General features: G+C 61.9%; 25 protein-coding genes, 1 tRNA gene and 1 pseudogene. 10 read left to right on the forward strand and 17 right to left on the reverse strand.

What is annotated here, in order from left to right:
• Positions 1-150: 150 nt before the first annotated feature.
• From IFT47_RS26380 to IFT47_RS26425, 10 genes are all read right to left on the reverse strand, one after another.
• Positions 151-1,122, reverse strand: coding sequence for a magnesium and cobalt transport protein CorA (locus IFT47_RS26380; RefSeq protein ID WP_192175029.1), 972 nt, complete (start codon positions 1,120-1,122; stop codon positions 151-153).
• 91 nt (positions 1,123-1,213) lie between these two features.
• The gene (locus tag IFT47_RS26385) at positions 1,214-1,969 is read right to left on the reverse strand and encodes a lysophospholipid acyltransferase family protein (protein WP_192175028.1); all 756 of its coding nucleotides are present in this window, start codon (positions 1,967-1,969) and stop codon (positions 1,214-1,216) included.
• Between the two features lie 152 nt (positions 1,970-2,121).
• Positions 2,122-2,811, reverse strand: a complete 690-nt coding sequence (locus IFT47_RS26390; protein ID WP_122537869.1) for a crotonase/enoyl-CoA hydratase family protein — start codon at positions 2,809-2,811, stop codon at positions 2,122-2,124.
• Between the two features lie 139 nt (positions 2,812-2,950).
• Positions 2,951-3,244 carry a DUF6388 family protein gene (locus tag IFT47_RS26395; RefSeq protein WP_192175027.1) on the reverse strand — a complete coding sequence of 98 codons (294 nt, stop codon included), beginning with the start codon at positions 3,242-3,244 and terminating at the stop codon, positions 2,951-2,953.
• Between the two features lie 192 nt (positions 3,245-3,436).
• Positions 3,437-4,939, reverse strand: coding sequence for a purine-cytosine permease family protein (locus tag IFT47_RS26400; protein ID WP_192175026.1), 1,503 nt, complete (start codon positions 4,937-4,939; stop codon positions 3,437-3,439).
• Positions 4,940-5,125: 186 nt separating this feature from the next.
• The gene (locus tag IFT47_RS26405) at positions 5,126-5,524 is read right to left on the reverse strand and encodes a YybH family protein (RefSeq protein WP_192175025.1); all 399 of its coding nucleotides are present in this window, start codon (positions 5,522-5,524) and stop codon (positions 5,126-5,128) included.
• A 179-nt stretch (positions 5,525-5,703) separates the two neighbouring features.
• The gene (locus IFT47_RS26410) at positions 5,704-6,138 is read right to left on the reverse strand and encodes a DUF4124 domain-containing protein (RefSeq protein ID WP_192175024.1); all 435 of its coding nucleotides are present in this window, start codon (positions 6,136-6,138) and stop codon (positions 5,704-5,706) included.
• A gap of 67 nt (positions 6,139-6,205) precedes the next feature.
• Positions 6,206-6,700, reverse strand: coding sequence for a helix-turn-helix domain-containing protein (locus tag IFT47_RS26415; protein ID WP_192175023.1), 495 nt, complete (start codon positions 6,698-6,700; stop codon positions 6,206-6,208).
• Positions 6,701-7,174: 474 nt separating this feature from the next.
• Positions 7,175-7,264, reverse strand: a tRNA-Ser gene (locus IFT47_RS26420).
• 164 nt (positions 7,265-7,428) lie between these two features.
• Positions 7,429-8,178, reverse strand: a complete 750-nt coding sequence (locus tag IFT47_RS26425) for a 3-oxoacyl-ACP reductase family protein (RefSeq protein ID WP_192175022.1) — start codon at positions 8,176-8,178, stop codon at positions 7,429-7,431.
• 119 nt (positions 8,179-8,297) lie between these two features.
• On the opposite strand from IFT47_RS26425, the gene IFT47_RS26430 reads away from it, so the two are divergent.
• Together IFT47_RS26430 and IFT47_RS26435 are read left to right on the forward strand one after the other, a co-directional pair.
• Entirely contained in the window at positions 8,298-9,221 is a 924-nt protein-coding gene (locus tag IFT47_RS26430; protein WP_192175056.1) for a LysR family transcriptional regulator, read from the forward strand.
• A 247-nt stretch (positions 9,222-9,468) separates the two neighbouring features.
• Positions 9,469-10,032, forward strand: coding sequence for an isochorismatase family protein (locus IFT47_RS26435; protein ID WP_192175021.1), 564 nt, complete (start codon positions 9,469-9,471; stop codon positions 10,030-10,032).
• A gap of 6 nt (positions 10,033-10,038) precedes the next feature.
• Here the strand turns inward: IFT47_RS26435 and IFT47_RS28375 are convergent, their stop codons facing one another.
• From IFT47_RS28375 to IFT47_RS26445, 3 genes and pseudogenes are all read right to left on the reverse strand, one after another.
• Positions 10,039-10,791, reverse strand: a complete 753-nt coding sequence (locus IFT47_RS28375) for a methyl-accepting chemotaxis protein (protein ID WP_442969493.1) — start codon at positions 10,789-10,791, stop codon at positions 10,039-10,041.
• Positions 10,792-10,896: 105 nt separating this feature from the next.
• Positions 10,897-11,976, reverse strand: a pseudogene (locus IFT47_RS28380) (cache domain-containing protein); the annotation flags it as partial.
• A 339-nt stretch (positions 11,977-12,315) separates the two neighbouring features.
• A complete protein-coding gene (locus IFT47_RS26445) occupies positions 12,316-13,761 on the reverse strand; it encodes a SulP family inorganic anion transporter (RefSeq protein ID WP_192175019.1) in 1,446 nt (481 codons plus the stop codon).
• Between the two features lie 203 nt (positions 13,762-13,964).
• Here IFT47_RS26445 and IFT47_RS26450 point away from each other — a divergent pair, with 203 nt between their 5' ends.
• Together IFT47_RS26450 and zapE are read left to right on the forward strand one after the other, a co-directional pair.
• On the forward strand, positions 13,965-15,173 hold the full coding sequence (locus IFT47_RS26450; RefSeq protein ID WP_192175018.1) for an MFS transporter: 1,209 nt from the start codon (positions 13,965-13,967) through the stop codon (positions 15,171-15,173).
• Positions 15,174-15,182: 9 nt separating this feature from the next.
• Entirely contained in the window at positions 15,183-16,304 is a 1,122-nt protein-coding gene (gene zapE / locus IFT47_RS26455) for a cell division protein ZapE (protein ID WP_192175017.1), read from the forward strand.
• A 24-nt stretch (positions 16,305-16,328) separates the two neighbouring features.
• Here the strand turns inward: zapE and rarD are convergent, their stop codons facing one another.
• Positions 16,329-17,213, reverse strand: a complete 885-nt coding sequence (gene rarD / locus IFT47_RS26460; RefSeq protein WP_192175016.1) for an EamA family transporter RarD — start codon at positions 17,211-17,213, stop codon at positions 16,329-16,331.
• A 307-nt stretch (positions 17,214-17,520) separates the two neighbouring features.
• Between rarD and IFT47_RS26465 the strand changes: the two genes are divergently transcribed.
• A complete protein-coding gene (locus IFT47_RS26465; RefSeq protein ID WP_192175015.1) occupies positions 17,521-18,162 on the forward strand; it encodes an HD domain-containing protein in 642 nt (213 codons plus the stop codon).
• 571 nt (positions 18,163-18,733) lie between these two features.
• Positions 18,734-19,885, forward strand: a complete 1,152-nt coding sequence (locus IFT47_RS26470; RefSeq protein ID WP_192175014.1) for an MFS transporter — start codon at positions 18,734-18,736, stop codon at positions 19,883-19,885.
• Between the two features lie 15 nt (positions 19,886-19,900).
• On the opposite strand, the gene IFT47_RS26475 is transcribed toward IFT47_RS26470, so the two are convergent.
• Positions 19,901-20,338 (reverse strand): carboxymuconolactone decarboxylase family protein, encoded by a 438-nt coding sequence (locus tag IFT47_RS26475; protein WP_192175013.1) that lies wholly within the window; start codon positions 20,336-20,338, stop codon positions 19,901-19,903.
• Positions 20,339-20,457: 119 nt separating this feature from the next.
• Positions 20,458-20,946, reverse strand: a complete 489-nt coding sequence (locus tag IFT47_RS26480; protein WP_192175012.1) for a multidrug/biocide efflux PACE transporter — start codon at positions 20,944-20,946, stop codon at positions 20,458-20,460.
• 120 nt (positions 20,947-21,066) lie between these two features.
• Between IFT47_RS26480 and IFT47_RS26485 the strand changes: the two genes are divergently transcribed.
• The gene (locus IFT47_RS26485; RefSeq protein WP_192175011.1) at positions 21,067-21,954 is read left to right on the forward strand and encodes a LysR substrate-binding domain-containing protein; all 888 of its coding nucleotides are present in this window, start codon (positions 21,067-21,069) and stop codon (positions 21,952-21,954) included.
• A 6-nt stretch (positions 21,955-21,960) separates the two neighbouring features.
• On the opposite strand, the gene IFT47_RS26490 is transcribed toward IFT47_RS26485, so the two are convergent.
• On the reverse strand, positions 21,961-22,887 hold the full coding sequence (locus IFT47_RS26490) for a LysR substrate-binding domain-containing protein (protein WP_192175010.1): 927 nt from the start codon (positions 22,885-22,887) through the stop codon (positions 21,961-21,963).
• A gap of 307 nt (positions 22,888-23,194) precedes the next feature.
• On the opposite strand from IFT47_RS26490, the gene IFT47_RS26495 reads away from it, so the two are divergent.
• From IFT47_RS26495 to rbsK, 3 genes are all read left to right on the forward strand, one after another.
• Positions 23,195-23,923 carry a DUF969 domain-containing protein gene (locus IFT47_RS26495; protein ID WP_074889105.1) on the forward strand — a complete coding sequence of 243 codons (729 nt, stop codon included), beginning with the start codon at positions 23,195-23,197 and terminating at the stop codon, positions 23,921-23,923.
• Positions 23,920-24,870, forward strand: coding sequence for a DUF979 domain-containing protein (locus tag IFT47_RS26500; RefSeq protein ID WP_192175009.1), 951 nt, complete (start codon positions 23,920-23,922; stop codon positions 24,868-24,870). The genes IFT47_RS26495 and IFT47_RS26500 overlap by 4 nt, the downstream gene beginning before the upstream one ends.
• A 334-nt stretch (positions 24,871-25,204) precedes the next feature.
• The gene (gene rbsK / locus IFT47_RS26505) at positions 25,205-26,125 is read left to right on the forward strand and encodes a ribokinase (protein WP_192175008.1); all 921 of its coding nucleotides are present in this window, start codon (positions 25,205-25,207) and stop codon (positions 26,123-26,125) included.
• Positions 26,126-26,146: the final 21 nt, after the last annotated feature.

Genomic DNA, 26,146 nt, shown 5'->3' on the forward strand with positions numbered 1-26,146 from the left:
TGGAGCATCCGCTACATCTACGGCGGCTGAAACGCCGTCTTCGCGAGCAAGCTCGCTCCCACAGATTAAGAGTTCGTCAGTCCCCACGCCGAGCCCCGTGGGAACACCCGGTGAGTCATTGAAGATTCAATACCATGGCGCGCCAACCCGTCAAAGCCAACCCGACCGCTTGAAGCTCGCGAACAAAATCCCGCACCCGCCGACGATCACGCCCAACACCATGTAATACCCGTAATGCCAGGTCAGCTCCGGCATGTTCTGGAAATTCATCCCGTAGATCCCGGCGATGGCGGTGGGGAAAGCCAGAATCGCGGCCCAGGCGGCAAATTTGCGCTGGGTCAGGCTCTGCCGCGAGGACTCCAGCAACAGGCTGATTTCGATGGTCTGGCTGGCGATGTCGCGCAGGTTGGAGAGGTCTTCCATCTGCCGTTTGACGTGGATCTCCACGTCGCGGAAGTACGGTCGCATGTTCTTGTCGATGAAGGGAAAGCTCAGCTTCTGCAGCTCTTCACCAATCTCCACCATCGGCGCCACGTAACGGCGCAGGCGCAGCAGGTCACGACGCAGGGCGTGGATGCGGTGGATGTCGGCTTCGTTGAGGTCCTTGCGCAGCACGTTGTGCTCAAGCTCTTCCAGCTCGCAGTGAATCGATTCGGTGACCGGCTGATAGTTCTCGGTGACGAAATCCAGCAGCGCATACAGGACGAAGTCTTCCCCGTGCTCCAGCAGCAATGGCCGAGCCTCGCAGCGCTGACGTACCACCCCGTAGGACTTCGAATCGCCGTTGCGCGAGGTGATGACGTAGCCCTTGCCCGCGAAGATGTGGGTTTCGATGAAGATCAGCTTGCCGTTCTCGCGGATCGGCGCGTAGGTCACGATGAACAGCGCGTCGCCGAAGGTCTCCAGTTTCGGCCGGCTGTGGACTTCCAGCGCGTCTTCGATGGCCAGTTCGTGCAGATTGAACTGCCGCTGCAGCGTGGTCAGTTGTTCGAGGTCTGGCTGCTCAAGGCCGATCCAGACGAAATGCCCAGGCTTCGCCGCCCAGGCCGCGCCTTCGTCGAGGGAGATGTTGGTGACTTTCTTTCCGGCACTGTAAACGGCAGCGGCAACCACTCGACCCATAATGTCTGCTTCTTCTTTTAGGGAGAACTGACGCGCAGCTTAGCGCGCTCCCTGATCAGAGTCGGCGGATTTAAACGAGTTGCAGGTTTTTTCAGTGCTGTTCAGCGTCTGTTCGGATGGCAGCAGCGGACCCGCGGACCTGCGCGTCCATGCTGGCGATGCAGGTCTGCATCTGGCCGTGACAGAGCCCGATGAGCTGCGGAATGTCTTCGCTGGTCAGGCCCGCTGTCGGGATCGCGGGCAGCGTGCGGATGATCACTTCGCCACTGTTCCATCGATTCAAATTCATGCTGCGCACGTAGGTGCTTACGCAGACGGGCACGATGGGCACACCGGCCTCGATCGCCATCTGAAAAGCCCCGCGTTTGAACGGCAGTAATTCCGCGCCTTCGTTGCGTGTGCCTTCGGGGAACACCCAGATTGAAGTGTCTTTGTGCTGCAGGGTTTCGGTGGTCTGGAGAATGGCGCGGCGTGCCCGCTGCGGGTTGCCGCGATCAATCAGCACATTGCCCGCCAGCCAGAACAGCTGGCCAAAGAACGGCACCCACTTGAGGCTCTTCTTGCCGATGCAGACCGTGCGCGGCGGCACGATGTTGCCGAGGACAAACAGATCGTAATTGGACTGGTGATTACAGATGATCACGCAAGGCCTGGCGTGCTCGAACTGCGGGCTGAGCTGCGCATTCAGGCGCAGCCCGAGAATTCCCATGGCGGGGAGGGCGTAGAGGCGAGCACACAGGCGGCTGTTGTCAGGGTTGAACGGGCGGCACAAGCCAAGCAAAAGACCCAGCGCGCCAGCGACAAGAAAGTGCAGGCCCATCAACAACATACGCAATACGAACAGCATGCAAAACCCACCCGGTAGGCGAAAAGCCGCGCAGTGTACGGATGTGCACTGGAATCGGCAATCGGCCACGGGCCGGGCGGAGGATCAGGAATTTAACGGGATGTTTCAGGGGGAACGCGCCGCAGGGAATGCAGCGCGTTGTCGCGGATCCCTTAGAGCGGGATCTGACGATCCAGCTCGATGGCCCGGTCGAGGGTCTCGAGGAATTCCTTGCGCACTTTCAGCTTGGTCTGCTTGTGGGCGCGCATGTTGATCTTCTTCATCTGTAGCGCCACGGTGCGCGCGGCTTCGGTGAGTTCTTCCGGGGCGACCACTTTGTCGAAGAAGCCGGCTTGCAGCGCGCCCTTTGGGTCGAACATTTCGCCGCAGATCACCGAGCGGCCGAAGGCACTTTTACGCAGGCGGTCACGGGCCAGTTCGATGCCGGCGTGGTGCATGGTCATGCCGATTTGCACCTCGTTCAGACCAATGCTGAATGGACCCTCGACGCCGATGCGGTAATCCGCCGACAGCAGCAGGAAGGCGCCTTTCGCGACAGCATGGCCGCCGCACGCGACCACCACGGGGAACGGGAACGAAAGCATGCGCCGCGCCAGCGTGGAGCCTTCGGCGACCAGGGCCATGGCGGCTTCCGGCGACGAGGTCATGATTTTCAGATCGTACCCGCCCGAGAGAATCCCCGGCTGGCCGGTGATGATCACCACGGCGCGGTCCTGCTCGGCGCGGTCGAGTGCGGCATTGAACGCGGCGACCACCTCGTTGCTGATGGCGTTGACCTTGCCGTTGGCCAGGGTCAGCGTCGCAACGCCGTCATCCAGTTGATAGGCGACCAAATCACTCATGGAGCGAGTCCTTTTTTGTTTTGAAGTGGCGCAGACGTTACCCACCCGGCAGGGCAAGGTAAAGCGCAAAGGATGACTGGCAAGTCAGGGGGCGGGTCGCCAGGCCTGGCGACCCTGAGATCGAGCGGAGAGGGCGCGGTTAAGCCTCGACTTCGTTCAGTTCGCAGTACTCTTCCCAGTCCATATCCAGTGCCTCGGCCGCTTCCTTGTGTGCAGCAAGGCGCAACTCCTTCAACTGCTCGGGGGTTTCGGCAATGAAAGTCAGCGCCAGCTCCCAGGTCGGGATCCCCAGATTTTCGGCTTCGTCTTCGAAGGCCCAGAGGGTCTGCTGTTGCTGCTCTTTCGGGCTCAAATCCTGGATTTCAGCCTGCAACATCGGATTGGTCACGATGTACTTCGCCAAGGCAGCTTCGGTCCAGTCGTTTGCGTTCATGCGGGGGTGATCTCCTGTGGGTCGAGCTGACGTGTTGCTGTGGGTGGATGCTGAGGTGAGGGGCGATTGTGCGTGATGTAAATCACTGGCGCCAGCGGCACACGCCCCGTCGGTCGGGGTAGCCCCGCGCGCAGGCCGCCGAACAAAAAGGGCCCGCTTTGCAGCGAGCCCTCGGTCAACGGCGTCGGAATATCAACCGATCGCCATCGGCTTCTTCACATTGCGGTGTGCGTTATCACCTGACAGCGGGTGAGGGCCGTGGGGCCCATACACGCCGACCGGTTCCGGAAAGGTGCGCAGCAAGGTGATGTACAGCAGCGCCGCCAGGCCAAGGGTGATCGGCAGGCTGATGTCGATGCCGCCCGCCAGATTGCCTAACGGACCGACAAACTGCCCCGGCAAGTTGACGAAGCACAGGCCTACCGCCGCGCTCGGAAGCCACGCGCCCAGGCCGCGCCAGTTCCAGCCGTGTTCGAACCAGTAATGGCCACCGCTCTGACCCCGCGTAAACACTTGCAGGTCCGCCGGGTGATAGAAGCCACGGCGAACGATCAGGCCGAGCACCATGATGACGATCCACGGCGAGGTGCAGGTGACGATCAGCACCGCGAAGGTCGAGACGCTTTGCACCAGATTGAACGCGAAACGGCCGATGAAGATGAAGGCGATGGCCGCGATGCCGATCAGAATTGTCGCCTGGGCACGATTGAGCAGGCGTGGAAACATGCTCGACATGTCCAGCCCGGTGCCATAGAGCGACGTCGTGCCGGTCGACATCCCGCCGATGATCGCGATCAGGCACAACGGCAGAAAGAACCAGCTGGGCGAGACCGCCAGCAGGCCGCCGACGTAGTTGTTGTCGGTGATGTACTGCGGCGCCTGGGTGGCCACGATGGTCGCGGTGCACAGGCCGAACAGAAACGGAATCAGCGTGCAGATCTGGGCTAGGAACACCGACGCCATGATGCGTTTTTTCGATGTCTGGCGTGGGATGTAGCGCGACCAGTCACCGAGAAATGCGCCGAACGACACCGGATTGCTCATCGCCAGAAGCGCCGCTCCGATGAATGCCGCCCAGAAGCCCTCGCTGCCACGATTGACCGTGCCGGCGAAGCCCGCATCGAAGCCGCCACTAAACGCAAAGAGGCCGAGCATGAACAACAGGCTTGAAGCGAACACCGCGATCTTGTTGACCCACAGCATGAAGCGGAAACCGTAGATGCACACCACCAGCACCAGCACGGCGAAAACGCCGTAGGCCAACGCCAGAGTGAAGTCGTTTTCCGGCAGGCCGACCATGCGTTTGGCGCCGCCGATCAACGCATCGCCCGAGCTCCAGACCGACAGCGAGAAGAACGCCACCGCCGTTAGCAGTGACAGAAACGAGCCGACAATGCGCCCGTGAACGCCAAAGTGCGCGCCGGAAGAAACCGCATTGTTGGTGCCGTTGAGGGCGCCGAACAGACCCATCGGTGCAAGGATGATCGACCCGAGCACGACCCCCAGCAGGATTGACCAGACGCCGGCCTGGAACGACAGGCCGAACAGCACCGGAAAGCTGCCCAGCACTGCCGTGGCGAAAGTGTTGGCGCCGCCGAAGGTCAGACGAAACAGGTCGAGGGGCGCAGCGTCGCGCTGATGGTCAGGGATCTGTTCGACCCCGAAGGTTTCGATCGTGGTGGTGGGGTGAGCCATGGGATGTTCCTGCGCGCTGTCGTGTTGTTATAAGGCCGGCGCACAAGCGCTGGCCCGTTATCTCGACCGGTGAACCCGATCGTGGCATTGGCAGTGGGCGGCATTGCGACCATGAAGCAGGTAAAGCAGTGGGTTGTGCGGGCGGCAGCCTCTCAGGGCCACTCGCCATTTGATGGCACGTCCGGGCTAGCCCGTTTTCACCGACAGGTGTTCGTGGCAGGCCAGCCAGCGCGCGCCATAGTGCCGAAAGACAATGGTTTCGCGCTCGCTGAAATGGCTTTCTTCATAGCCGAAGCGGACGTGGGTGTCGACGTCGTGCATGAAAATCGCCACATCACCCTCGACGCTGATGTGCGCGTTGCGCGATTGGCAACCGAGCACCGCAAAGCCGTCGGCCTGCCAGCCCGCCCACACATCGCGGTAAGCGGCGCGTGACAGCAGGGGGGCAGGGAGGGTGTGAAAGAGGAAGGTGGCGTCGTCAGCGAATGCGGCGAAATAGGCCTCGGTGTCGTTGCGGGCGAACGCGTCGATCAGCGCTTGTGCGGCGTGTTGAACGGCGTCGTGGCGGGTGTCGGTGGAGGTCATGGCCGGCTCGTTTTTGTGATTTTGGCGATGGGGCCCGACTGTAAGCAGCTCTCACGGGGCGTCACATCGGCGCCGGTAAAAACTTAGTTCAGAAAATTGAGAAGTAATGGTGAGCGGCAAGCCTTAAGCGACAAGCCGCAAGCCGCGATTCGCGTGTGAGCAGTAAGCAGGCGGCGCAGTCAGTTTCCTGAGGACTTCATCAGGCCGCTTTTGACGGGCTGACGAACACGGCCGCCGGAAGGATCGAAGCAGGCGCTTTCATAGCGAGGGGCGACGCACGTCGAGGGCAGGCCAGGGGGAGGCGGGCGGATGCTTTGCAGCCGGTCAGCAATTTCACGCTCGTTGGTGATGATCAGCTTTCTGCGCCGGCTGACTTGCAAAATCTCGGTAGCGTTCTTGTTCAGGCGATAGGGGAAGTCGGTCTCCTCCCATTCGCTGGAAAGTCGAGACGGAGGCGGGCGCAGAGCTGTGGATTCGCCCACGTAGGTCGGGCAAGGGCTTTGGGCGAAACTGATCGCGCCGTTGGCGGCGACGCACTTGAATACGTCGGCGTGCGTCACGTCGCACAAGAGCAACGTGATGATCGCTGCGGACAATGCTGGAAATCGGATCATCGAAACCTCCCTGGATGGCGCAAGGCTACCATCCGAGAGGTGCAGTTGTCAGTGACCCTGATCGGGATCAGTGGGTTTCGTGGGCGGCTTTCTGGACTTTCGCCAACGCCAGGGCCGCGAACATGTCAGCGTCGCCCTGCAACACCTTCAGGTGATCTTCGACATGATCGGCGCTCGAGCGCGGCGCTTCGGAGTCAACCAGTCGGGTCACTTCGCACAACGCATTCGCCGTGATCCACAGGCTCTGGCGCAATTGGCTGATGATTTTCACCATGCTTTCCGAGCTGTCGAGATCGGCTTCACTCTCCGACTCCTCATGGGTCTGCATCGTCGAAAACGAGGGCAATTCAACGCGGGCCGAGGCCTCTACTCCCGTGACGACGCGGGTAATGTCCACGCCGGCGGCGGCGATCTTGAACAGATAATCCGCCCTGGGCAGTCGCTGCCCGCTTTCGTAATGCCCCTGAGCGTTGGCTTCCACGCCACCGATGGCGCCCAGTGCGCTTTGTGTCAATTTCAGACGTTTTCTTTCTTGGCGCAAACGTTTACCGATGCCATTCATCACCTTCTCCTGCGAATTCGCACCCTGCGTGTGTCTCTCGCGGGTGCGCAATGGGGGCCGGAATACGGACTGTTTTTTTGGGTGTAGCGCTAGTCGTGTACGGGAATTGAATTCATTCACACATTACGACGGGTAGACCTTAGCTGCTCAGACACCCAAATGGCGATTTTTCCGACGCTTTGCGTGGAAAAATCAACGCGGGACGATTCTAGTTATTCCGGTGGGTGGGGTCACGTGGTCGTTTGCTGGGTGGGGTGGCGCGGGGCAAGAGCAGACACATCACTGGTCTACCAGTCGATGCAGGAACTGGGGGGGGGGGCGAGCTTGCTCGCGAAGAGAAGTTTTGGCCGGAGAAGATGTGGCGGTCGACATGCCGCCTTCGTGAGCAAGCTCACTCCCACATAGACGAAATGTGTCGAGAGACACAAACAAAAATCCCCGCACGCCATAAGCGCTGCGGGGATCTTTTTAATGTGGCGGTGAAGGAGAGATTCGAACTCTCGATACAATTTCTTGTATACACACTTTCCAGGCGTGCTCCTTAAGCCACTCGGACACTTCACCGTATCTCTTCAGACGTTCAGTCTGTCGAGGCGCGCTAATGTAGTCGAAAGCTTTGGCGAAGGCAAAACTTTTTTTCAGAATTTTCATGCGGTTAAGCAAAAAGCGCGCAGCCCCTGGTGCTCATAAAGATCCGGGGCTTTGCGTTGAAGGCGAGAGCGCCGGGATCAGGCGCCGAAGCCGCCGTCGATGGTCAGGCTGGCGCCGGTGACGTAGCCCGCTTCGGGGCCGGCGAGGTAGGCGACCATGGCGGCGATTTCTTCGGACTTGCCGTAGCGAGGGACGGCCATCAAGCCCATCAGTGTTTCGGCGAAGTCGCTGTCCGCCGGGTTCATGTCGGTGTCGACCGGGCCGGGCTGGACGTTGTTGATGGTGATGCCGCGCGGGCCGAGGTCGCGGGCCAGGCCTTTGGTCAGGCCGACCAGCGCCGATTTGCTCATGGCGTATACGCCGCCACCGGCGAAGGGCATGCGGTCGGCGTTGGTGCTGCCGATGTTGATGATGCGACCGCCTTCTTTCATATGCCGCGCCGCCTCCTGACTGGCGATGAACACGCTGCGTACGTTGATGGCCAGGGTTCGGTCGAAATCTTCGAGGGTGAACGCTTCGAGCGGCGCAATGGCCAGCACACCGGCGTTGTTGACGAGGATGTCGAGGCCGCCGAACGTTCCAACGGTCTTGGCGACGGCGCTGCGGATGTCTTCGGCGTTGGCGCTGTCGGCCTTGATGGCCAGGGCTTTGCCGCCGGCTGCGATGATGCTGTCCTGCAACTCCTGCGCCTTGGCTTCCGAGCTGACGAAGGTGAAGGCCACTGCTGCGCCTTGTTTGACCAGCCGTTTGACGATCGCAGCGCCGATGCCGCGTGAGCCGCCTTGGACCAGTGCTGTTTTGCCGATCAAATTGGTGGGATGCGTCATGTCGATCTCCGATGAATGTGAGGAGTGGGTGGATGGACACAAGTATCTGTCGACGATTACCCGCGCGGTAGCCGGTAATCAAGATAGTCTGTGTAAACCGGAAGTTGTGAGTGAGTGCGATGGAGAACTTCAACAGCATCGAATGCTTCGTGCGCAGTGCCGAGGTCGGCAGCTTTGCCGAGGCGGCGCGCCGCCTGAGCCTGACGCCTGCCGCCGTGGGCAAGAGTGTCGCCAAGCTTGAGGCGAAGCTGGGCGTGAGACTGTTCCAGCGTAGCACGCGCAAGTTGACGCTGACCGAAGCGGGCCAGCGGTTTCTCGGCGAAGTCAGCGCCAGTCTCAACACCATCCAGAACGCTGTCGCCAACCTGGCCAGCGCCGAGGGCAGTCCCGCCGGCACGTTGAAAGTCAGCGTCGGCACCATGTTCGGCTGCCTATATGTGGTGCCGCTGCTGGCCGATTTTCTGCTGCGTTACCCAGCCATCACCCCCGACTGGCATTTCGATAACCGGCAGGTGGACCTGATCGGCCAAGGCTTTGACGCCGCCATCGGCGGTGGATTCGATCTGCCCCAGGGCGTTGTCGCGCGCAACCTGGCGCCCGCTCACCGCGTGCTGGTGGCGTCGCCGGAATGGGTGGACGCCCACGAAGGCATCACTCACCCGGACGATTTGCACGACTGCGACGGCATTCTGATCCGTTCGCCGCAAACCGGGCGGATCCGCTCCTGGCCGTTGAGCCATCGCAGCCATGAGCAGAGCCCGCTGCGCATAAAGGTGCGCATGACCCTGAGTGATTCCGAGGCTGCCTGCCGCGCGGCGAGTCAGGGTCTCGGCGTTGCGCTGGTGAGCATGCCGTTTGCCCTGCCGTACCTGCGCAGCGGTGCGCTGCAACGGGTGCTCCCGGAGTGGTATGTCGAGGACGGCAACATTTCCATCTATTACAGTGGGCACAAGCTACTGCCGGGCAAGACCCGTGCATTCGTCGACTTCATCATCGAGCAGTTCGCCGAACAGCAATGGGCGCAGCATTTCAGTGCCGTTTAATTAGGCAAACAATAGCTGCTGACGCAGCCCCGTAGGAGTGAGCTTGCTCGCGATTGCGGTCAGTGAGCGACAAAATATCTGTAGGTGCGCGCTTGCCCGCGAAGAGGTTCTTTCAGCAGACATTGATGTTGCTGAAAAAATGGAATCGCGAGAAAGCTCACTTCTACAGAGAGTGCGGTCACAGTGAATTCAGCGTCAAACGATCAGCAAAGCGGGGTACGCCCCTCCAGTCATGAAAGGAAGAGCAGTGGACATCCAACCGAAAGCCGCGCTGGTCCTCATCGACATGCAGCAGGGCATCAACCACCCCAAGCTGGGGCGACGCAACAACCCTGACGCCGAGCAGCGGATGCTGGAACTGCTGAGCGCCTGGCGCGACAGCGGGCGCACGGTGATTCATGTGCGGCATTTCTCCCGCTCACCGGAGTCGGTGTTCTGGCCGCAGCAATCAGGTGTCGAGTTTCAACCGGCGTTTATGCCGTGGGACGACGAAGGCGAGCTGCACAAACAGGTGCCCGATGCGTTCTGCCATTCGGCGCTGGAAGGTTGGTTGCGTGCGGACGGGATCAATCAGGTGGTGATTGTCGGCGTGGTGACCAACAACTCCGTGGAGTCGACCGCGCGCACCGGCGGCAATCTCGGTTTCGAGGTCATCGTGCCCCATGACGCCTGCTTCACCTTCGACGGCGCGGACTTCTTCGGTCAGCCACGCACTGCCGAGGACATCCACGCCATGTCGCTGGCCAACCTGCACGGTGAGTACGCGCAGGTGGTGGCGACCGAGGCTATTTTGCGCGCCTGCGCACCGTGACCGTGTTCAGAGACGGAAGCGCGCCATCTGCGCTCCAAGGTGTTCGGCCTGTTCCGACAGCTTCAGGCAATCTTCCCGACAGGCTTTGACATCGCTGACCGTTGATTGCGCCAGGTCGGCAATGCCTTGCACGTTGCGGTTGATCTCTTCCGTCACGGTGCTCTGTTCCTCGGTGGCGGCGGCGACCTGCTGGTTGCGATCGGTGAGTTCTTCGACATGGCCGGCAATCGCATCCAGCGAATTACCGGTGCGACGGCTGGCTTCGACGCCGGTGCCGGTCGCGGCTTGTCCGGCGCGCATCGAGGTGACAGCCTGGTCGGCGCCGCTCTTGAGCTCGCCCATCATTTGCTGGATCTCCGAGGTAGCGCTCTGGGTACGGCCGGCGAGGGTGCGAACTTCATCGGCGACCACGGCGAAGCCCCGGCCCATCTCGCCGGCACGGGCCGCTTCAATGGCCGCGTTCAGCGCCAGCAGGTTGGTCTGCTCGGAGATGCTGCGAATGACACTGAGCACCTGATCGATGGTGGAAATCTGCGTCGCCAGGGTTTCCACCGCGCCAGCCGCCGTGCCGACGCCGTCGGACATGCTCTGAATATGCCCGAGGGATTCACCCACCACCTTTTTCGCGGACATCGCTTCCTGATGGGTACTACGCGAGACGTCGGCAGCGGCGCCCGCATTTCGCGCGATTTCCTGCACGGTCAGGCCCATTTCATGAACAGCGGTGGCGACCATGTCAGTCATCTGCTGTTGCTGCATCGCACGGGTGGACGTGCTGTCGACCACGCGGGTGACGTCCACCACGCTGTGGCGCAATTGCTCGCTGGTCCTGAGCGCATCGCCGATCAGCAAACGCAGGCTTTCGATGAATCGATTGAAGCCACGGGCCAGATCGCCCAGCTCGTTCGCACGGCTCTCATCCAGACGTCGGGTCAGGTCTCCCTGGCCGCCGCCGATGTCCACCAGCGCCGTCGTCACCTGCTGGATCGGACGGACAATGCCGCGGGCAATCCAGGCGACGAAGCCGAGGAAGCACAACACCACCGCCAGACTGATCGCCGAAATGGTCCGCAACGCATCCCTGGCCGGGCCATAGACTTCGGCCAGTGGCACCTCGCTCACCAGCGTCCACCCCAGCGAGGCGACGGGTTTGGCGACCGCCACGTAGGCCTCGCCATTGCGTTCGAATTCCAGCGCCTGACCGTTTCCGTTACCTGCCAGCAGGTTGCGCGCTGCAGCGTCGCCCACCAATTGGGTGAGGGATTGGCGATCGTTCAGCTCGGCGTTCGGGTGGACCTTGACCTGTCCGTCCTGGCTGACCAGATAGACCTGGCCGTGCTCGCCGAAGTGGAAGTCACGGACCATCTGCGACAGCGCGCTCATGCTGAAACCCAGTCCGGCCACGCCGACCACGGTGCCGTTGTGCTCGATGCGCTGGTTAATGAACAGCGTCGGCACCTTGGTCGTGGCATCGATATCGATGTCCAGCGAGCGCTGCTTGTTGCTGTCGAGAAACCCGTAGAACCAGCTGTTCTCCGCCGGGCCGCGCTGGAGGGTGCGATCGGCGCCTTTGTTGGTGATGTAGTGGCCGCTGTCCTTGGCGACGATGAAGGTCGTCAGCGCGTTGTGCTGTTGCTGCACCTTCGCCAGATAACGAATGAATGCAGGCTGCTGGGCGGCATCCTCGCCGTTGGCGAGCCATTCGGAGACCAGCGTGTTGTCACCGATGTCGCTGGCTGCCGTCAGAGGCGCCGCCAGTAACCGTTCGAGATCGTTGCGGATCGCGTCGACGCTGGCTGGCATCGCCTGCTGCAACAGGTAGCGGTCGGTCAGTTTGTTCAGCGCGAAGGCGTAGATGGCGATCACGATCAGGCTGCTGATCACCAAAGCGGCCCCCATGCTCAATGTCAGCTGCCACTGAATACTCTTTCGCCAGACAGGCATAGAAAACTCCGCAAAACCAAAGCGCACAACCAGAACGGAACAGTGCTGATGGCTTGCCCGGAGCAATTACCGGGCCACGGAGCTGATCAAGTGGTCAAGTTGCCCCGGGCGGCTGGCCTTGCGCCACTTGGGGCCTGAATGTGAGGGCGTTGCGGATGATTATGAAAAGACTATGCGGCGGGTTGTGTACAAGAAGTGAGTCTTTTTGGAACAAATGCTTGGCCGGTGCGCAGAAAAGTGGCGATCCCTCGTCGCTGGATGAGCCCTGCGCCAGTTACCTGACGCGCAGTGCCGAGCCTTCAGGCCCTGCGCCGCCCATCATTCGGCGGGTGACTCGCCTCAAGCGTGCTGCACGCCCGCGCGCTTGAGCAGTTTTTTGCAACGCTCCGACAGATGCACCACGCGCAGGTGCTTGCCCGCCTTTTGATACCGCTCGCGCAGGGTTTTCAGCGCGGCGATCGCCGAATAGTCCACGAAGATCAGATGTCGGCAATCCAGCGTGACCTGCTGCGGATCGTTGAGGTGATCGAACTGATCGAGGAATGGCGTGGTGGAGGCGAAGAACAGCGTGCCGTGGAGGTGATACATCTTGCTGCCGTCGGGCTCGATGTGGCTGTCGGCGTACAGCTCGCGGGCCTGTTGCCAGGCGAAGTTCAGCGCCGCGATGAGGATGCCGAACAGCACGGCCGTGGCCAAGTCGGTGAGGACAGTCACGATGGTCACGGCGATGATTGCGAAGACATCGTTCAGCGGCACTTTGCGCAGCACCCGCAGGGAGGCCCAGGCGAAAGTCTGCTGAGCGACCACGAACATCACGCCGACCAGCGCCGCCAGCGGAATGCGCTCGATGAGGGGCGAGAGGAACAGCACGAACATCAGGATCATCACGCCGGCGACGATGCCGGACAGACGACCGCGGCCGCCGGAGCTGAGGTTGATCACGGTCTGGCCGATCATTGCGCAGCCGCCCATGCCGCCGCACAGGCCGGACGCCAGGTTCGCCACGCCGAGGGCGACGCATTCGCGGTCGGGGTAGCCGCGGCTTTCGGTGATTTCATCGGTGAGGTTCAGGGTCAGCAGGGTTTCCAGAAGGCCGACCAGCGCCATCAGGATCGCGTAGGGCGCGATGATGCGCAGGGTGTCCAGATTCCACGGCACGTCCGGCAGCGACAGGGCCGGCAGACCGCCGGCGATGTGCGCCATGTCGCCGAGGGTGCGCGTCGGCAGGTCGAACAGATACACCAGCAGACCGACGCCGAGGATGGCGACCAGCGCCGGCGGCACCGATCGGGTCAGGCGCGGCAGCAGGTACACCACCGCCATGGTCATCGCCACCAGGCCAATCATCAGGTACAGCGGCGTACCACTGAGCCAGGTTTCGCCGCTTTTGAAATGCTCCAGCTGCGCCATGGCGATGACGATCGCGAGGCCGTTGACGAACCCGAGCATGACCGGATACGGCACCATCCGCACCAGTTTGCCCAGGCGCAGCAGCCCGAACGCGATCATCACCAACCCGCCCAGCAACACCGTCGCCAGCAGGTACTGCACGCCGTGCTGCACCACCAGCGCCACGATGACCACGGCCATCGAACCCGCCGCACCCGAGACCATGCCGGGACGCCCGCCGAACAGCGCGGTCAGCGTGCAGATGATAAAGGCCCCATACAGGCCCATCAGTGGATTGAGGTGCGCGACCAGCGCGAAGGCGATGCACTCGGGCACCAGGGCGAAAGAGGTGGTGAGTCCGGCGAGGACATCGGCGCGAAGACGGGCGGGTTTCATTTGGTACCTAGCGGGCGGCGTGCAAAAGGAGGGGATGTTACGGAATGTGAACGCAGACGGCCAGTTGGGGAAATGCCGCACCCTGCCAGGTCCACTCATTCTTCAGGTGTCCTGTCGCGGCCGATTGTGTAACGATGTTTGACTCAAACAGCTCGCCGAGTCCTGTGATCAAGGCTCGGCACGTCATCAAGGACAGAACACGGATGCTCGCTGCGCTCAGACACTACCCGGCTTCAGTCAATCTCCTGCTTTCGTCCTCGCTTTTTCTGACGCTGGGCAGGGCGATCACCCTGCCGTACTTGGTGATTTACCTGTCTTCGAATTTCGTCTTGAGCATGAGCGACATCGGCATGGTCGTCGGCGGGGCGCTGATTGTCGGCTCGTTGCTGAGCCTCTATGGCGGCTACCTCACCGACAAACTGTCCAGCTACCGGTTGATTCTGTGCTTCACCGGGTTCTTCGTCGCCGGCTTCATCGGCATGTGCGTGACCAGCAAGCTGTGGCTGTTTTTCCTGTTTCTGGTGTCGTTCAATTTCGCGTATTCGGTCATCGATATCGTGGTCAAGGCGGCGTTCGGCAAGCTGTTGCCGGTGGCCGATCAGAGCAAAGTGTTCTCGGTGCGCTACACGCTGATCAACATCGGCTATGCGGTCGGGCCGTTCATTGGCGCCGGGTTGGCCCACTGGAACATGAAGCTGCCGTTTGTGATGTCGGCGGCGCTGGGCCTGGGCTTCTTGCTGGTCTACGCAATGTACGGGGACCGCAAGCTGAGTTCAGCGGACCCGGCCAATGCGCCAGTTTCCTTCATCGCCGTCGGACGCATCCTGCTCAAGGACTACCGGCTGGTGTGCTTCACCGTCGGCGGCGTGCTCAGCGCGGTGGTGTTCGGGCAGTTCACCGCGTACCTGTCGCAATACCTGGTCACCACCAGCACGCCGGAATTCACCTATCAGGTCATCAGCTCGGTGGTCGCGGTGAACGCCGCGGTGGTGATCTGCTTGCAGTACCTGGTCGGCAAACGCATCAGCCATCAGTACCTGAACCAGTGGCTGACCGCAGGTTTCAGCCTGTTCCTGATGGGCGTGGTCGGGTTTGCCTTGTCGACGACGGTGCTGCACTGGTCGCTGGCGGTGGCGGTGTTCACCCTCGGCGAGATCATCGTGTTCCCGGCCGAGTACATGTTCATCGACCGCATCGCGCCGACCCATTTGCGCGGCATGTATTACGGCGCGCAGAACCTCTCCAACCTCGGCGGCGCACTGGGGCCGGTACTGTGCGGTTTCGCCCTGGCGACCCAGTCGGCGCATTTCATGTTTTACATGCTGGCGGCGTTCATCATTGCCGGCGGCTGTTTCTATCTGCTGGGCGCCTCTTATTCCAGACGCCACGATCAATCTTCCACTGCCGAATGAAGCGTTTCGATGACCGTTCTGTCTCCACTTGAGGCCTGGCAGCAGGCCGTTGATGCCCGGGATTTTCAGCCGGACGAGGCGCAGCGCAATGCCGCGCTGCACTTGCAGGCGTGCTGGCAGGCGCTGGATGACGGCAAGCGCGGCGTCGCGGTCAAAGGCGTTTACCTGTGGGGCCCGGTGGGGCGCGGCAAGACTTGGCTCATGGACCGTTTTTACGACAGCCTGCAGGTCCCGGCCCGCCGCCAGCATTTTCATCATTTCATGCGATGGGTGCATCAGCGCCTGTTCCAGCTCACTGGCGTGGCCAAACCGCTGCAGGTGCTGGCCCGGGAGCTGGCCCAGGACGTGCGCGTGTTGTGTTTCGACGAGTTGTTCGTCAACGACATCGGCGACGCGGTGATTCTCGGCGGCCTGCTGCGCGCAATGTTCGACGAGGGCGTGGTGCTGGTGTGCACCTCCAATCAATTGCCCGAACAGCTGTACGCCACGGGTCATAACCGCGAGCGTTTCGTGCCCGCGATCACGGCGATCAACCAGTTCATGGAGGTGGTCTCGGTCGACGGTGGCGAGGACCACCGGCTGCGTCCCGGTCAGGCGCGGCAGCGCTACTGGGTGAAGGCGGAGCAGGGGCCGAGCGCGTTGGTGGAGGTATTCGAAGCGCTGAGCAGCGGTGAGTCGGTGTCGATTCAGCCGGTGCCGCTGGGTCGTCGCCATGTGCCGGTGGTGCGCAGCAGTCGAACGGTGGTCTGGTGCCGCTATGCCGACGTGTGCGAGCAACCGCTGGCGGCGATGGATTTCATTGAGCTGTGCGATCGCTACAAGGCCGTTTTGTTGAGTGAGGTGCCGGCGCTGAGCGCACCCCAGCGCGAGGGGCGCATTGCCCGTGGTACCGAGGATGGCGTTGAACAGGTCACCGCGGGGGACCGCGAACTGCCGCAGCTGTCGCCCTATGACGATGGCGTGCGGCGTTTCATTGCGCTGGTGGACGAGTGCTATGACCGCAAGGTGCCGCTGTACATCGAAGCCGCGATGCCGATGGCCGAGCTGTACACCGAAGGCTATCTGGCGTTCGCGTTTCGGCGCACGCTGAGCCGCTTGCAGGAGATGCAGCTGGCGCGGTTCGGTCATTAACGCTCCTAAGGCGCAAACTTCAATTCACACGCTGTTGCGTCGGCGCTGAGCCAACACATGCTTGGCGCCTTCCCCCACCAGGACCATGACCGCCAGCCAGATGGGCATGTAGGTCATCCATTCGTCGCGGCCGATGGATTCGCCCAGCAGCAGGGCGACACCGACCAGCAGCACCGGCTCGACGTAGCTCAGCAGCCCGAACACGCTGAACGCCAGCAGGCGGCTGGCGAGAATGTAGCTGACCAGGGCCGACGCACTGATCGCCCCCAACACCGGAATCAGCACATAGAAGCGTGGGAATTGTTCCACCACCGACGGGTTGCCCTGGCAGATGAACAGCACGGCGACGGGCAGGATCAGCAGCATGTCCCACCACAGACCGCCGAGGTTGTCGGTCTTGAGCTTGCGCCGCAGCACGAAGTACAGCGGATAACCCAGGCAGACGACCAGGGTTTCCCAGGAAAAACTGCCCAGGCGCAGCAGCTCGTTGCCCACACCAACCAGCGCGCAGCAGGCGGCGATTTTCTGCAGGTGCGACAGGTGCTCGCCGTACACCACGCGTCCGGTGAGGATCATGGTCAGCGGCAGGAGAAAATACCCCAACGACACCTCCAGACTGCGGCCGTGCAGCGGCGCCCACATGAACAGCAACAGCTGCGCGCCCATCAACGTCGCCGACAGCGCCATCCCCGCCAGCAATGCAGGCGTCTGGCGCACCCGGACGCCGAGGGCGCGGGCCAGTTTCCAGTCGCCGCTGGAGAGCATGAACAGGGTCACGCAGGGCAGGGTCAGCAGCATGCGCCAACCGAAGATTTCTTCACCGCTCAACGGCGTGAGGAGTGAGGTGTAGTAGTACATGACCGCGAACAGGCAGGAGGCCATGACCGATAACGCAACGCCCTTGTACACGGGGGCTCCTTGTTTTCGATGCATCAGGTGTGGGGTTTGCAGGAATGCTTTGATCGGCGGGCTCTGACGGCGCGCTTTGAGGGCACTTTTTAAAGCGCTTTTTGAGGCGTAGCGCACTGCAACGGCGCAGAGTTTATCCGAGGTCAGGCGGGCGGTCCGCAGCAATCTGGTAAACCGCAGGTGGGCTGGCAGTAAACGATGCACGTTTGGCAGAGAACGAGACCGCGCGCCGATTGAGCCGGTATGCGCCATCGCCCAGACTTCTCTTGAACGCGCCACACCGGTGCGGCCGCTGGAGAGACTTCCCATGACTCAATCAATTGCTGGCATCAAGATCCCCGACAGCGCGCTGGCCCGCGCTACGACCGAGTACATCCGCGAGCAGGAGGACGATTTGCTGTTTCATCACTCGCGCCGGGTGTTTTTGTGGGGGGCGCTGACGGGGGAGCGTAAGGGGCTGAAATATGACGCCGAGCAGCTTTACGTCGGCGCGATGTTTCATGACGTGGGTCTGGTGGAGCGGCATCGCAGTGCGGACCTGCGTTTCGAGGTGGATTCGGCCAATGCGGCGCGGGCGTTCATGCAGCCGTTTGGGTTGTCCGAGGGGGATGTGGAGCAGGTCTGGTTGTCGATTGCGCTGCACACGACGCCGGGCGTGCCGGAGCATTTGCGGCCGAACGTGGCGCTGGTGACGGCGGGCGTGGAGATGGATGTGTTGGGGATCAACTACGGGCAGTTCAGTGATGAGCAGCGTGAGGTGGTGACCCATGCTCACCCGCGCGGGGAGGATTTCAAGGGGTGCATTTTGTGTGCGTTTGCTGATGGGTTTCGGCATAAGCCTGATACGACGTTCGGGACGGTGAATGCGGATGTGTTGGTGGATGAGGATCCGACGTTCAAGCCGCTGAATTTTGTGGAGATTATTCGGCGGTCGCCTTGGAAGGCGTGATCCTTCATCAAGATCAAGATCAAGATCAAGATCAAGATCAAGATCAAGATCAAGGGCGTCGGCCTAACGGCCTCGGGTTTCGCCTTCGGCGAGTTACTTGGAAAAGCACCCCAAGTAACCAAGGGTGCTTGCTCCTGGTTGGGTTCCTCCTTCGTCGGAATACCCTCACTCCGACGACGCTCCGTGGGCCCGCGCCGAACGGACATCCATGTCCTGACGGCGCTCTCGCCGCATCCATGCGGCTCGGCCCACTGCGCGTCGTCTGCGTTCGGCCTGCACCAAAGTCGCGATTGGTGTCGTCTGGGCCTTTTGTGTTTGAAGATCAAGATCAAGATCAGATCAAAAGCAGATCAAGGGCTTCCCGGCTAAAGCCGGTCCCACTGAAGCAATCGATCGTTCCCACGCTCCGCGTGGGAATGCATCCTTTGACGCTCCGCGTCGATGTCTTCGAGGGCGAGTGAGGCGTTCCTGAGGCCACTGCCTGCAACATCCCTTCTTCGGCATTGTTTCAAGCTTTGTTAGGCTGGTCCCGAGCGGGCCATGCCGGGCCGCTGTTTTCAACGGAGCGGCAATGACTTCCATCAGCACCGCAGCGCCTGTGGTACCGGGGCGGCTGGAGCAGTTTTCGACGCGGATCGCTTTTTTTGTCACCGGGTTCAGTATGTCGGCCTGGGCGCCGCTGGTGCCTTATGCGAAAAGCCGTCTGGGTCTGGACGACGCCGGCCTCGGGTTGTTGCTGTTGTGTCTGGGCATTGGCTCGATCGTTTCCATGCCGTTGGCCGGGGCGATGACGGTGCGTTATGGCTGTCGGCGTTTGATCGTGATGACGGGCGTGATCGCCTGTGTGTGTCTGCCTCTATTGGCCACCCTCAGCTCGGTGCCGCTGATGGTCGCCACGCTGTTTGTCTACGGCGCGAGCATGGGTGCGCTGGGGTGTGTGACCAACATTCAGGCGATCATCGTCGAGCGGGCCAGCGGCAAGACCATGATGTCCGGGTTTCACGGGCTGTTCAGTTGCGGCGGGATTCTGGGCGCGGCGGGGGTGTCGGCGTTGTTGAGCGTCGGCGTCTGGCCGTGGCTGGCAATGGCCGTCGTTGCGTTGTTCATTGCGATTGCGCTGTACAAAGCCGCGCCTCACTTGTTGCCGTACGGCAGTGAACCGGGCGGCCCGGCATTTGCGATTCCCCGGGGCGTGGTGCTGTTCATCGGCTTGATGTGCTTCACGGTGTTCCTCACCGAAGGCGCGATGCTCGACTGGAGTGCGGTGTTCCTCAGCGCCCAGCGCGGCGTCGAACCGTCCTACGCTGGATTCGGTTATGCGGTATTCGCGTTGGCCATGGCGATCGGGCGTCTGTGCGGCGATCCGATTGTCCGGCGCTTGGGCGTGCACAAAATCATCCTGTTTGGCGGGCTGTGCGCGGCCGCCGGGATGACCGTCGCGACGTTGATCCCGGTCTGGCAAGCGGCGCTGTGCGGCTACGCGCTGGTGGGAATCGGCTGTTCCAACATCGTGCCGGTGTTTTACAGCGCGGTCGGTCGGCAGAAGACCATGCCGGAGAACGTGGCGGTGCCGGCGATCACGACGCTGGGCTACATCGGCATTCTGATGGGGCCGGCTGGCATCGGGTTCGTCGCCCACCTCAGCAGCCTCGGCGCGGCGTTCATGATCATCGCCGTGATGCTGTTGGGTGTGGCGATCAGCGGACGGTTTTTGCGGGTGTGAGGCCAATAACGGGAATCAGCTCGGCATCATCGCAAACCCCACGCCGAAGCGATTCCAGGCGTTGATGGTGGCGGCGGCCAAGGTAATGTTGACCACGTCGGCTTCGCTGTAATGCTTGAGCAACGCTTCGTACTGATGTTGCGGCGCACGGTGCACAGGCAGCAGGGTGAGGCTTTCAAGCCAGGCGAGTACGACTTTTTCCTTCTCGGTGAAGAATTCGGTTTCTTCCCACACGCTGAGGGTTTGCAGACGAGCCTCGGTTTCGCCGGCCTTGCGTGCGTCATTGGCGTGCATGTTCACGCAATATGCACAGCCGTTGAGCTGCGACGCCCGCAGACGGATCAGCTCCAGCAGCGAATGATCCAGCCCGGATTTACTCAGCGCTGTCTCCAGGCCGACCATGGCTTTGTAGGCTTCCGGCGATTTCTGGGCCCAGTTGATTCGGTTGTTCATGTCAGTGCTCTCTTTCAAAGGTTGCCGGCGATAGCCGCTGGACGTGGCGAAATCTTACGTCGGCACCGTCGCACGCCGAATAGCCAATGAAGGAGGTTTAGGGGAGACCAATTGTGCCGCTATCGATCAGCAGCGCATGGCTGGGGACGGGCGAGCAGACGCTCGCGGACACCGTCGTAGGCCAGGTTGAACAGCATCGTATACGGCAGATACAAGAGCACAAGACCGATGTCCAGCAGGAAGGCTTCCAGCAATGTGACCGACAACCACCACGCCACCATCGGCACCACCAGGAAAATCAGCCCCACTTCAAAGCCGATGGCATGCAGCGCCCGCGCCTTGAAATTCAGGACGAAACCCAACCGTGCGCGCAGACGGTCGAACCCGGCGTTGAAGACCATGTTCCAGAGCATGGCGACCGTGGAAATCATCACCGTCATCGCGCCCATCTTGCCGATGGACTGGCCGAGCACCCAGGCCAGCCCGGGCGCGAACATCAGCACGCCGATGAGCTCGAACAGCAGCGCATGCAGGGCGCGTTCTTTGACGGATTTCGGCGCAACGACCGGCTTCGCGGTCTTGGGGGGCGTGAGGGTGTGCAGAGGCATGGCGGTGATCACTTTGTCGCGGGCAGGTGTGCATTGTCGGGGCGCGATGGGCTAGAGTGAAAATCGGTCCCATCGGAAAAACCGATGGCGACGTCGCATGCTCTTCAGAGGTATCCACCCGTGAGCTATTCCCCCGAAGCACTTGAAGCGTTTGCCCAGACCATCGCGCTGGGTTCGTTCAGCGCCGCCGCCCGGCGCCTGGGCAAGAGCCAGTCGACCATCAGCGAGGCCATTTCGCGGCTGGAGATCGATCTGGGCCTGGAACTGTTTGACCGCTCGACCCGCCATCCCGCGTTGACTGAAGCGGGCAGGGCGCTGGAAGGGCGCATCGAGGACGTGCTCGCGGCGTCCGATACGCTGCGTCGCGCGGCGGGGCGTCTGGCCGAGGGCATGGAGCCGCGCTTGACGCTGGTGCTGTCCGACGCCAACCAGTTCGCTGAATTTCAGACGCGCATGACCGAACTTGATCAGCGCTTTCCGGAGCTGGAACTGGAGTGCGTGTTTGCCGAACACGGTGACGCGATCAACTTGATCCAGACGGGCCGTGCGTCGTTGGGTCTGCTGTCCGCCCAGGCGTCGTACCCGCCGGAAGTGGGCTACGCGACCATCGTCGAGCGCGCGGACTTCGGCATCTTCGTGTCCCACAACCACCCGCTGGCCGCTGAAGAAGCCGTCGATTACCGCCATCTTGCGCAGCATCGGGCGTTGCGGCTGAACACCATCGTCGACGAGAGCGTGCCCACCGACGACCTGCCCAGCGGCGCGCGGCGTAGCTGGTCAGCTCCCAATTACCTGCTGTTGATGGACATGGCGATCTTCGGATTCGGCTGGTCGGCGCTGCCGCGCTGGCTGGTCAGCACCTGCGGGCAGGACCGGTTGAAGGAACTTAAAGTGCCGGGTTGGCCGCGCAGCTCGGCGGTCGACGTGATCTGGTCCCGGCAAAAAAGCCTGGGACCGGCCGGGACCTGGTTGCTGGACACGTTGCTGGAGGGGCGGGGAGGGTATTGATCCGGCTCACTCCGGTCCGCCTTCCAGCACAAACCCCTCCGGCATTTCCTGAGCAAACGCGCTCACGACCTCGCGGGTCAGGCTGACGATATCTTCCACCAGCTCCATTCCCGCGCCGGTGCGCCAGCTGGCGACGATGTCCATCAGCGGCGGCAGCGGGACGTTCTCGATCAGCGTCAACGCGCCCTGAGCCAGTTCCCCATGCACCAGCGTCACCGGCAGCGCGCCGATGCCGAAGCCGTCGCGCACCAGCCGGGTAATGGCTGACGCCGAGTTCACGCAGTTGATCCGTGGCGTGACGATGTTGGCGGTGTGCAGCAGGTTGAGGATGTCCTGGTGCGGCCGCGAATTGCGCGAAAACGTGACGATGCGCGCTTCGGCTATTTCTTCCAGGGTCACGTCCGGGCGGTCGAACGCCGAGCCGGTCGGCACCACCCAGCGCAGAGGATAGCGCGCCAGCACCGCGTTGCGCACGCTGTCGAAACGCAGCACGTCGGTCTGGAAAATGATGTCCTGATAACCCTTTTCCAGCTGCGAGCAGAGGTTGCTGGCGGTCTCGGCGGTGAGCTCGATTTCCAGATTCGGGTAACACTTCATCAGGCGTGTTACCAGGGGGCTGAGCCAGGTGTGTATCACCGTATCCATGGCGCCGATGCGGATGCGGCCGCGCACCTGACTCGGGTCTTTGATCGCCGCCTTCATGCTTTGCATCGTGTCCATGATGTGCTCCGCGTATTCGAGCACGCGCGCCCCTTCTTGCGTCAGCGACACTCCCCTGGAATCCCGCACGAACAGGCGCACGCCCATTTCGTCCTCCAGCGCGGCGATGCGGCTGGAGATGGAGGCCTGGGTGCTGAACAGTTTTTCCGCCGTCAGACGAAAGCTTTTCAGCCGCGCGACCCAGACGAAGGTTTCCAGAAACTTGAGATTCACCGAGGGATTTCCTTGAGCATATTGAGCGCCGGCGCACCTACATGATGACGGGGGAGCGTCACAGCGTTGCAGGCACGACCTGTGCAGACTGAGCACTGGAACAGCAGGTTGCATGCCACCCCGGCAACAGAAAATCTTATGGGCCATAGCGGGTTTTTCCCGTTGGACGGCCCGGCGTTGACTGCGGTGCCATGGGGCAGCGGCACTGTCACTTCGTTAAGCACAGGCGCCGCGACCGCTCGTTTCTCGAACACGTTTCTTATTCGTGCCCCAGCAAGGTACCGCCACTGCCAACGAGAACCCCATCATGCAAACCGCTATTAACCTCTGGCCGCTGCTTGGCGTGCTGGTCATCGTTCTGGGCTTCGTCCTGCGTTTCAACCCGATGCTGGTCGTGGCGCTCGCCGCCCTGGCCACCGGCCTTGCCGCGAGCATGCCGCTGGAGACCATCCTGGCGACCATCGGCACGGGCTTCATCAAAACCCGCACGCTGCCGTTGATCATCCTTCTGCCGCTGGCGGTGATCGGTTTGCTTGAACGCCACGGCCTGCGTCTGCACGCGCAGAACTGGATCGCCCGGTTCACCGGTGCCACGGCCGGACGCCTGTTGATCGCGTATCTGTTCGTGCGTGAAACCACCGCAGCCCTGGGGCTGACCAGCCTCGGCGGCCATCCACAGATGGTGCGGCCGTTGCTCGCGCCCATGGCCGAAGGCGCCGCTGAATCGCGCTTCGGCAAGCTGCCCGAGGCATTGCGCATCAAGCTGCTGGCGTTGTGCGCGGCGACCGACAATGTCGGGCTGTTCTTCGGCGAAGACATCTTCGTCGCCTTCGGTGCGATTGCGTTGATGCACACCTTCCTGCTCGGCTCCGGCATTGATGTCGACCCGATGCACATTGCCTTCTGGGGGATCCCGACAGCCATCTGCGCATTCGTCATCCACGCCATCCGCCTGCACCGTTTCGATCAACGTCTGAATCGTGAATTGACGGCGCTGCCGCCGGCCTCCGCTGTCGACAAGGAGCTGGCGCGATGATCATTTCCATTCAATACCTGTACTGGCTGGCGGGCGTGATCCTGGCGATCACCGCGTTCATGACCGCGACCGATCGGACCAATCCCAAACGCTGGTCAACGGGACTGTTCTGGGGCCTGTTCGCCATTGCGTTTCTGGTCGGCGAGAAGCTGCCACCGGTGTGGGTGGGCGTCGGCGTGATCGTCATGGCGGTGATCGCCGGGTTCGGCGGCGTGGGTTTTGGTCAGCATGAGAACCTCAACGACCGGGCGCGGCGGGAGAGTGCAGGGCGCTTGAAGAACAAGCTGTTCATTCCGGCGCTGGCGATCCCTCTGGTGACGGTGATTGGCGCGGTGCTGCTGAAGAACATCAAGTTTGGCGACGCCTTTCTGCTGGACCCGGCCAACAGCACCTTCGTGTCCCTGGGCATTGGCAGTCTGGTGGCGTTGGCCCTGGCCTGCTGGCTGACCCGTGACACGCCGGTGCAGGCCATGCGCGAATCGCGGCGGCTGACCGAAGCGCTGGGTTGGGCGCTGGTGCTACCGCAGATGCTGGCGATGCTGGGCCTTGTGTTCAACGATGCGGGCGTCGGCAAGGCGGTGGCGCACTTGGCGACGGCCTACATCAACCTGGATTTTCGCCTCGTCGCGGTGATGGTGTATGTGCTCGGCATGGCGCTGTTCACCATAGTCATGGGCAACGGTTTCGCGGCGTTTCCGGTGATGACCGGCGGCATCGGCGTGCCGGTGCTGGTGGGCATGTACGGCGCCAACCCGGCGGTCATGGCCGCGATCGGGATGTTCTCGGGCTACTGCGGCACGCTGATGACGCCCATGGCCGCAAACTACAACCTGATTCCCGCAGCCCTGCTGGAATTGCCCGACAAGTACGCGGTGATCAAAGCGCAAATCCCCACCGCGCTGGCGATGCTGGTGGCGAATATTCTGCTGCTGTATTTCCTGATGTAGATGCAGCGCCCCGCCCGCAGGCTCCTGCGGGCAGCTTTTTGCGGGCAAACCCCTCCCTCAGTTCGTTCAACTGCGCAAAGTTCGATGATGTTTCATCTCCATCGCAAACGTTTGCGCGAATCCATGGTCTGTACGACCAGTGGCTGCAAACCCTCTGCCTCAGGGCTTCCAACCCGCTTCCTTTGGACGACATGTGTGTCAGGCGCCAAGCCGCATGTCCACCTCGGAAGAAATAGGTTGAATAGTCACACAAAATGTTATTTAAATAACAAAAATAAAACCGCGAAGGTGGCTCGTCTTTCGGGCCCGGCGCGTGAACAAGGTACTCACACACATGAACAAGATCGCGGTCATCGGCAGCAACATGGTGGATTTGATCACCTACATCGACCGGATGCCGGCGCAGGGCGAGACCCTCGAAGCACCGAATTTCGCCATGGGCTGCGGCGGCAAGGGCGCCAATCAGGCGGTTGCGGCGGCCAAGCTGGGCGCTGACGTGTTGATGCTGAGCAAGGTCGGCGACGACATGTTTGCCGACAACACCCTGGCCAATTTCAAGCGCTATGGCATCGATACCCAGTTCGTCCAGCGCGTGCCCGGCGTCTCCAGCGGCGTGGCGCCGATCTTCGTGCAGAGCGATTCCCACAACAGCATCCTCATCGTCAAAGGCGCCAACGCGCACCTGAAACCTGCGGACATCGACGCTGCCCAGGCCGCCTTGCGCGACTGCACGCTCCTCGTGCTGCAACTGGAAATCGAGCTGGAAACCGTCTACTACGCGATCGATTTCGCCAAGGCCAACGGCATCCCGGTGCTGCTCAATCCGGCGCCTGCCGTGAAGGGCTTGAGCCGCGAGCACCTGTCGCAGCTGGACTTCTTCATTCCCAACGAAACCGAGCTGGCGCTGGTCACCGGCCGTGTTATCGACTCGGTGGAATCAGCCCGCGCGGCCGCCCGGCAACTGGTGCAGGACGGGATTCGTCACGTCATCGTCACCCTGGGTGAAAAGGGCGCGCTGTACGTCGGCGAAGAAGGCGAGTTTCGCGTCGAAGGCATCAAGGTCGATGCCCGCGACACCACGGGCGCCGGCGACGCGTTCATTGGTTGCTTCGCCCGCCACTGGAGCGAAGACGGCGACATGCGCAACGCCATGACCCGCGCGGTGGCCTATTCCGCCTGCTCGGTCACCGGCCTCGGCACCCAGAGTTCCTACCCGGACGCTGCCGCGTTCGGCCACTTTCTCGACACCCTTTGAGCCGCCGCGCCCTGCCGATCG

The organism is Pseudomonas sp. CFBP 13711 (assembly GCF_014842265.1).
Classification (GTDB): Bacteria; Pseudomonadota; Gammaproteobacteria; order Pseudomonadales; family Pseudomonadaceae; genus Aquipseudomonas.

Excerpts from the sequence above, each read along its gene's own strand:
- IFT47_RS26380 (WP_192175029.1), bottom strand. The coding sequence starts at position 1,122 with ATGGGTCGAGTGGTTGCCGCTGCCGTTTACAGTGCCGGAAAGAAAGTC.
- IFT47_RS26385 (WP_192175028.1), bottom strand. The coding sequence starts at position 1,969 with ATGCTGTTCGTATTGCGTATGTTGTTGATGGGCCTGCACTTTCTTGTC.
- IFT47_RS26390 (WP_122537869.1), bottom strand. The coding sequence starts at position 2,811 with ATGAGTGATTTGGTCGCCTATCAACTGGATGACGGCGTTGCGACGCTG.
- IFT47_RS26395 (WP_192175027.1), bottom strand. The coding sequence starts at position 3,244 with ATGAACGCAAACGACTGGACCGAAGCTGCCTTGGCGAAGTACATCGTG.
- IFT47_RS26400 (WP_192175026.1), bottom strand. The coding sequence starts at position 4,939 with ATGGCTCACCCCACCACCACGATCGAAACCTTCGGGGTCGAACAGATC.
- IFT47_RS26405 (WP_192175025.1), bottom strand. The coding sequence starts at position 5,524 with ATGACCTCCACCGACACCCGCCACGACGCCGTTCAACACGCCGCACAA.
- IFT47_RS26410 (WP_192175024.1), bottom strand. The coding sequence starts at position 6,138 with ATGATCCGATTTCCAGCATTGTCCGCAGCGATCATCACGTTGCTCTTG.
- IFT47_RS26415 (WP_192175023.1), bottom strand. The coding sequence starts at position 6,700 with ATGAATGGCATCGGTAAACGTTTGCGCCAAGAAAGAAAACGTCTGAAA.
- IFT47_RS26425 (WP_192175022.1), bottom strand. The coding sequence starts at position 8,178 with ATGACGCATCCCACCAATTTGATCGGCAAAACAGCACTGGTCCAAGGC.
- IFT47_RS26430 (WP_192175056.1), top strand. The coding sequence starts at position 8,298 with ATGGAGAACTTCAACAGCATCGAATGCTTCGTGCGCAGTGCCGAGGTC.
- IFT47_RS28375 (WP_442969493.1), bottom strand. The coding sequence starts at position 10,791 with ATGCAGCAACAGCAGATGACTGACATGGTCGCCACCGCTGTTCATGAA.
- IFT47_RS26445 (WP_192175019.1), bottom strand. The coding sequence starts at position 13,761 with ATGAAACCCGCCCGTCTTCGCGCCGATGTCCTCGCCGGACTCACCACC.
- IFT47_RS26450 (WP_192175018.1), top strand. The coding sequence starts at position 13,965 with ATGCTCGCTGCGCTCAGACACTACCCGGCTTCAGTCAATCTCCTGCTT.
- zapE (WP_192175017.1), top strand. The coding sequence starts at position 15,183 with ATGACCGTTCTGTCTCCACTTGAGGCCTGGCAGCAGGCCGTTGATGCC.
- IFT47_RS26465 (WP_192175015.1), top strand. The coding sequence starts at position 17,521 with ATGACTCAATCAATTGCTGGCATCAAGATCCCCGACAGCGCGCTGGCC.
- IFT47_RS26470 (WP_192175014.1), top strand. The coding sequence starts at position 18,734 with ATGACTTCCATCAGCACCGCAGCGCCTGTGGTACCGGGGCGGCTGGAG.
- IFT47_RS26475 (WP_192175013.1), bottom strand. The coding sequence starts at position 20,338 with ATGAACAACCGAATCAACTGGGCCCAGAAATCGCCGGAAGCCTACAAA.
- IFT47_RS26480 (WP_192175012.1), bottom strand. The coding sequence starts at position 20,946 with ATGCCTCTGCACACCCTCACGCCCCCCAAGACCGCGAAGCCGGTCGTT.
- IFT47_RS26495 (WP_074889105.1), top strand. The coding sequence starts at position 23,195 with ATGCAAACCGCTATTAACCTCTGGCCGCTGCTTGGCGTGCTGGTCATC.
- IFT47_RS26500 (WP_192175009.1), top strand. The coding sequence starts at position 23,920 with ATGATCATTTCCATTCAATACCTGTACTGGCTGGCGGGCGTGATCCTG.
- rbsK (WP_192175008.1), top strand. The coding sequence starts at position 25,205 with ATGAACAAGATCGCGGTCATCGGCAGCAACATGGTGGATTTGATCACC.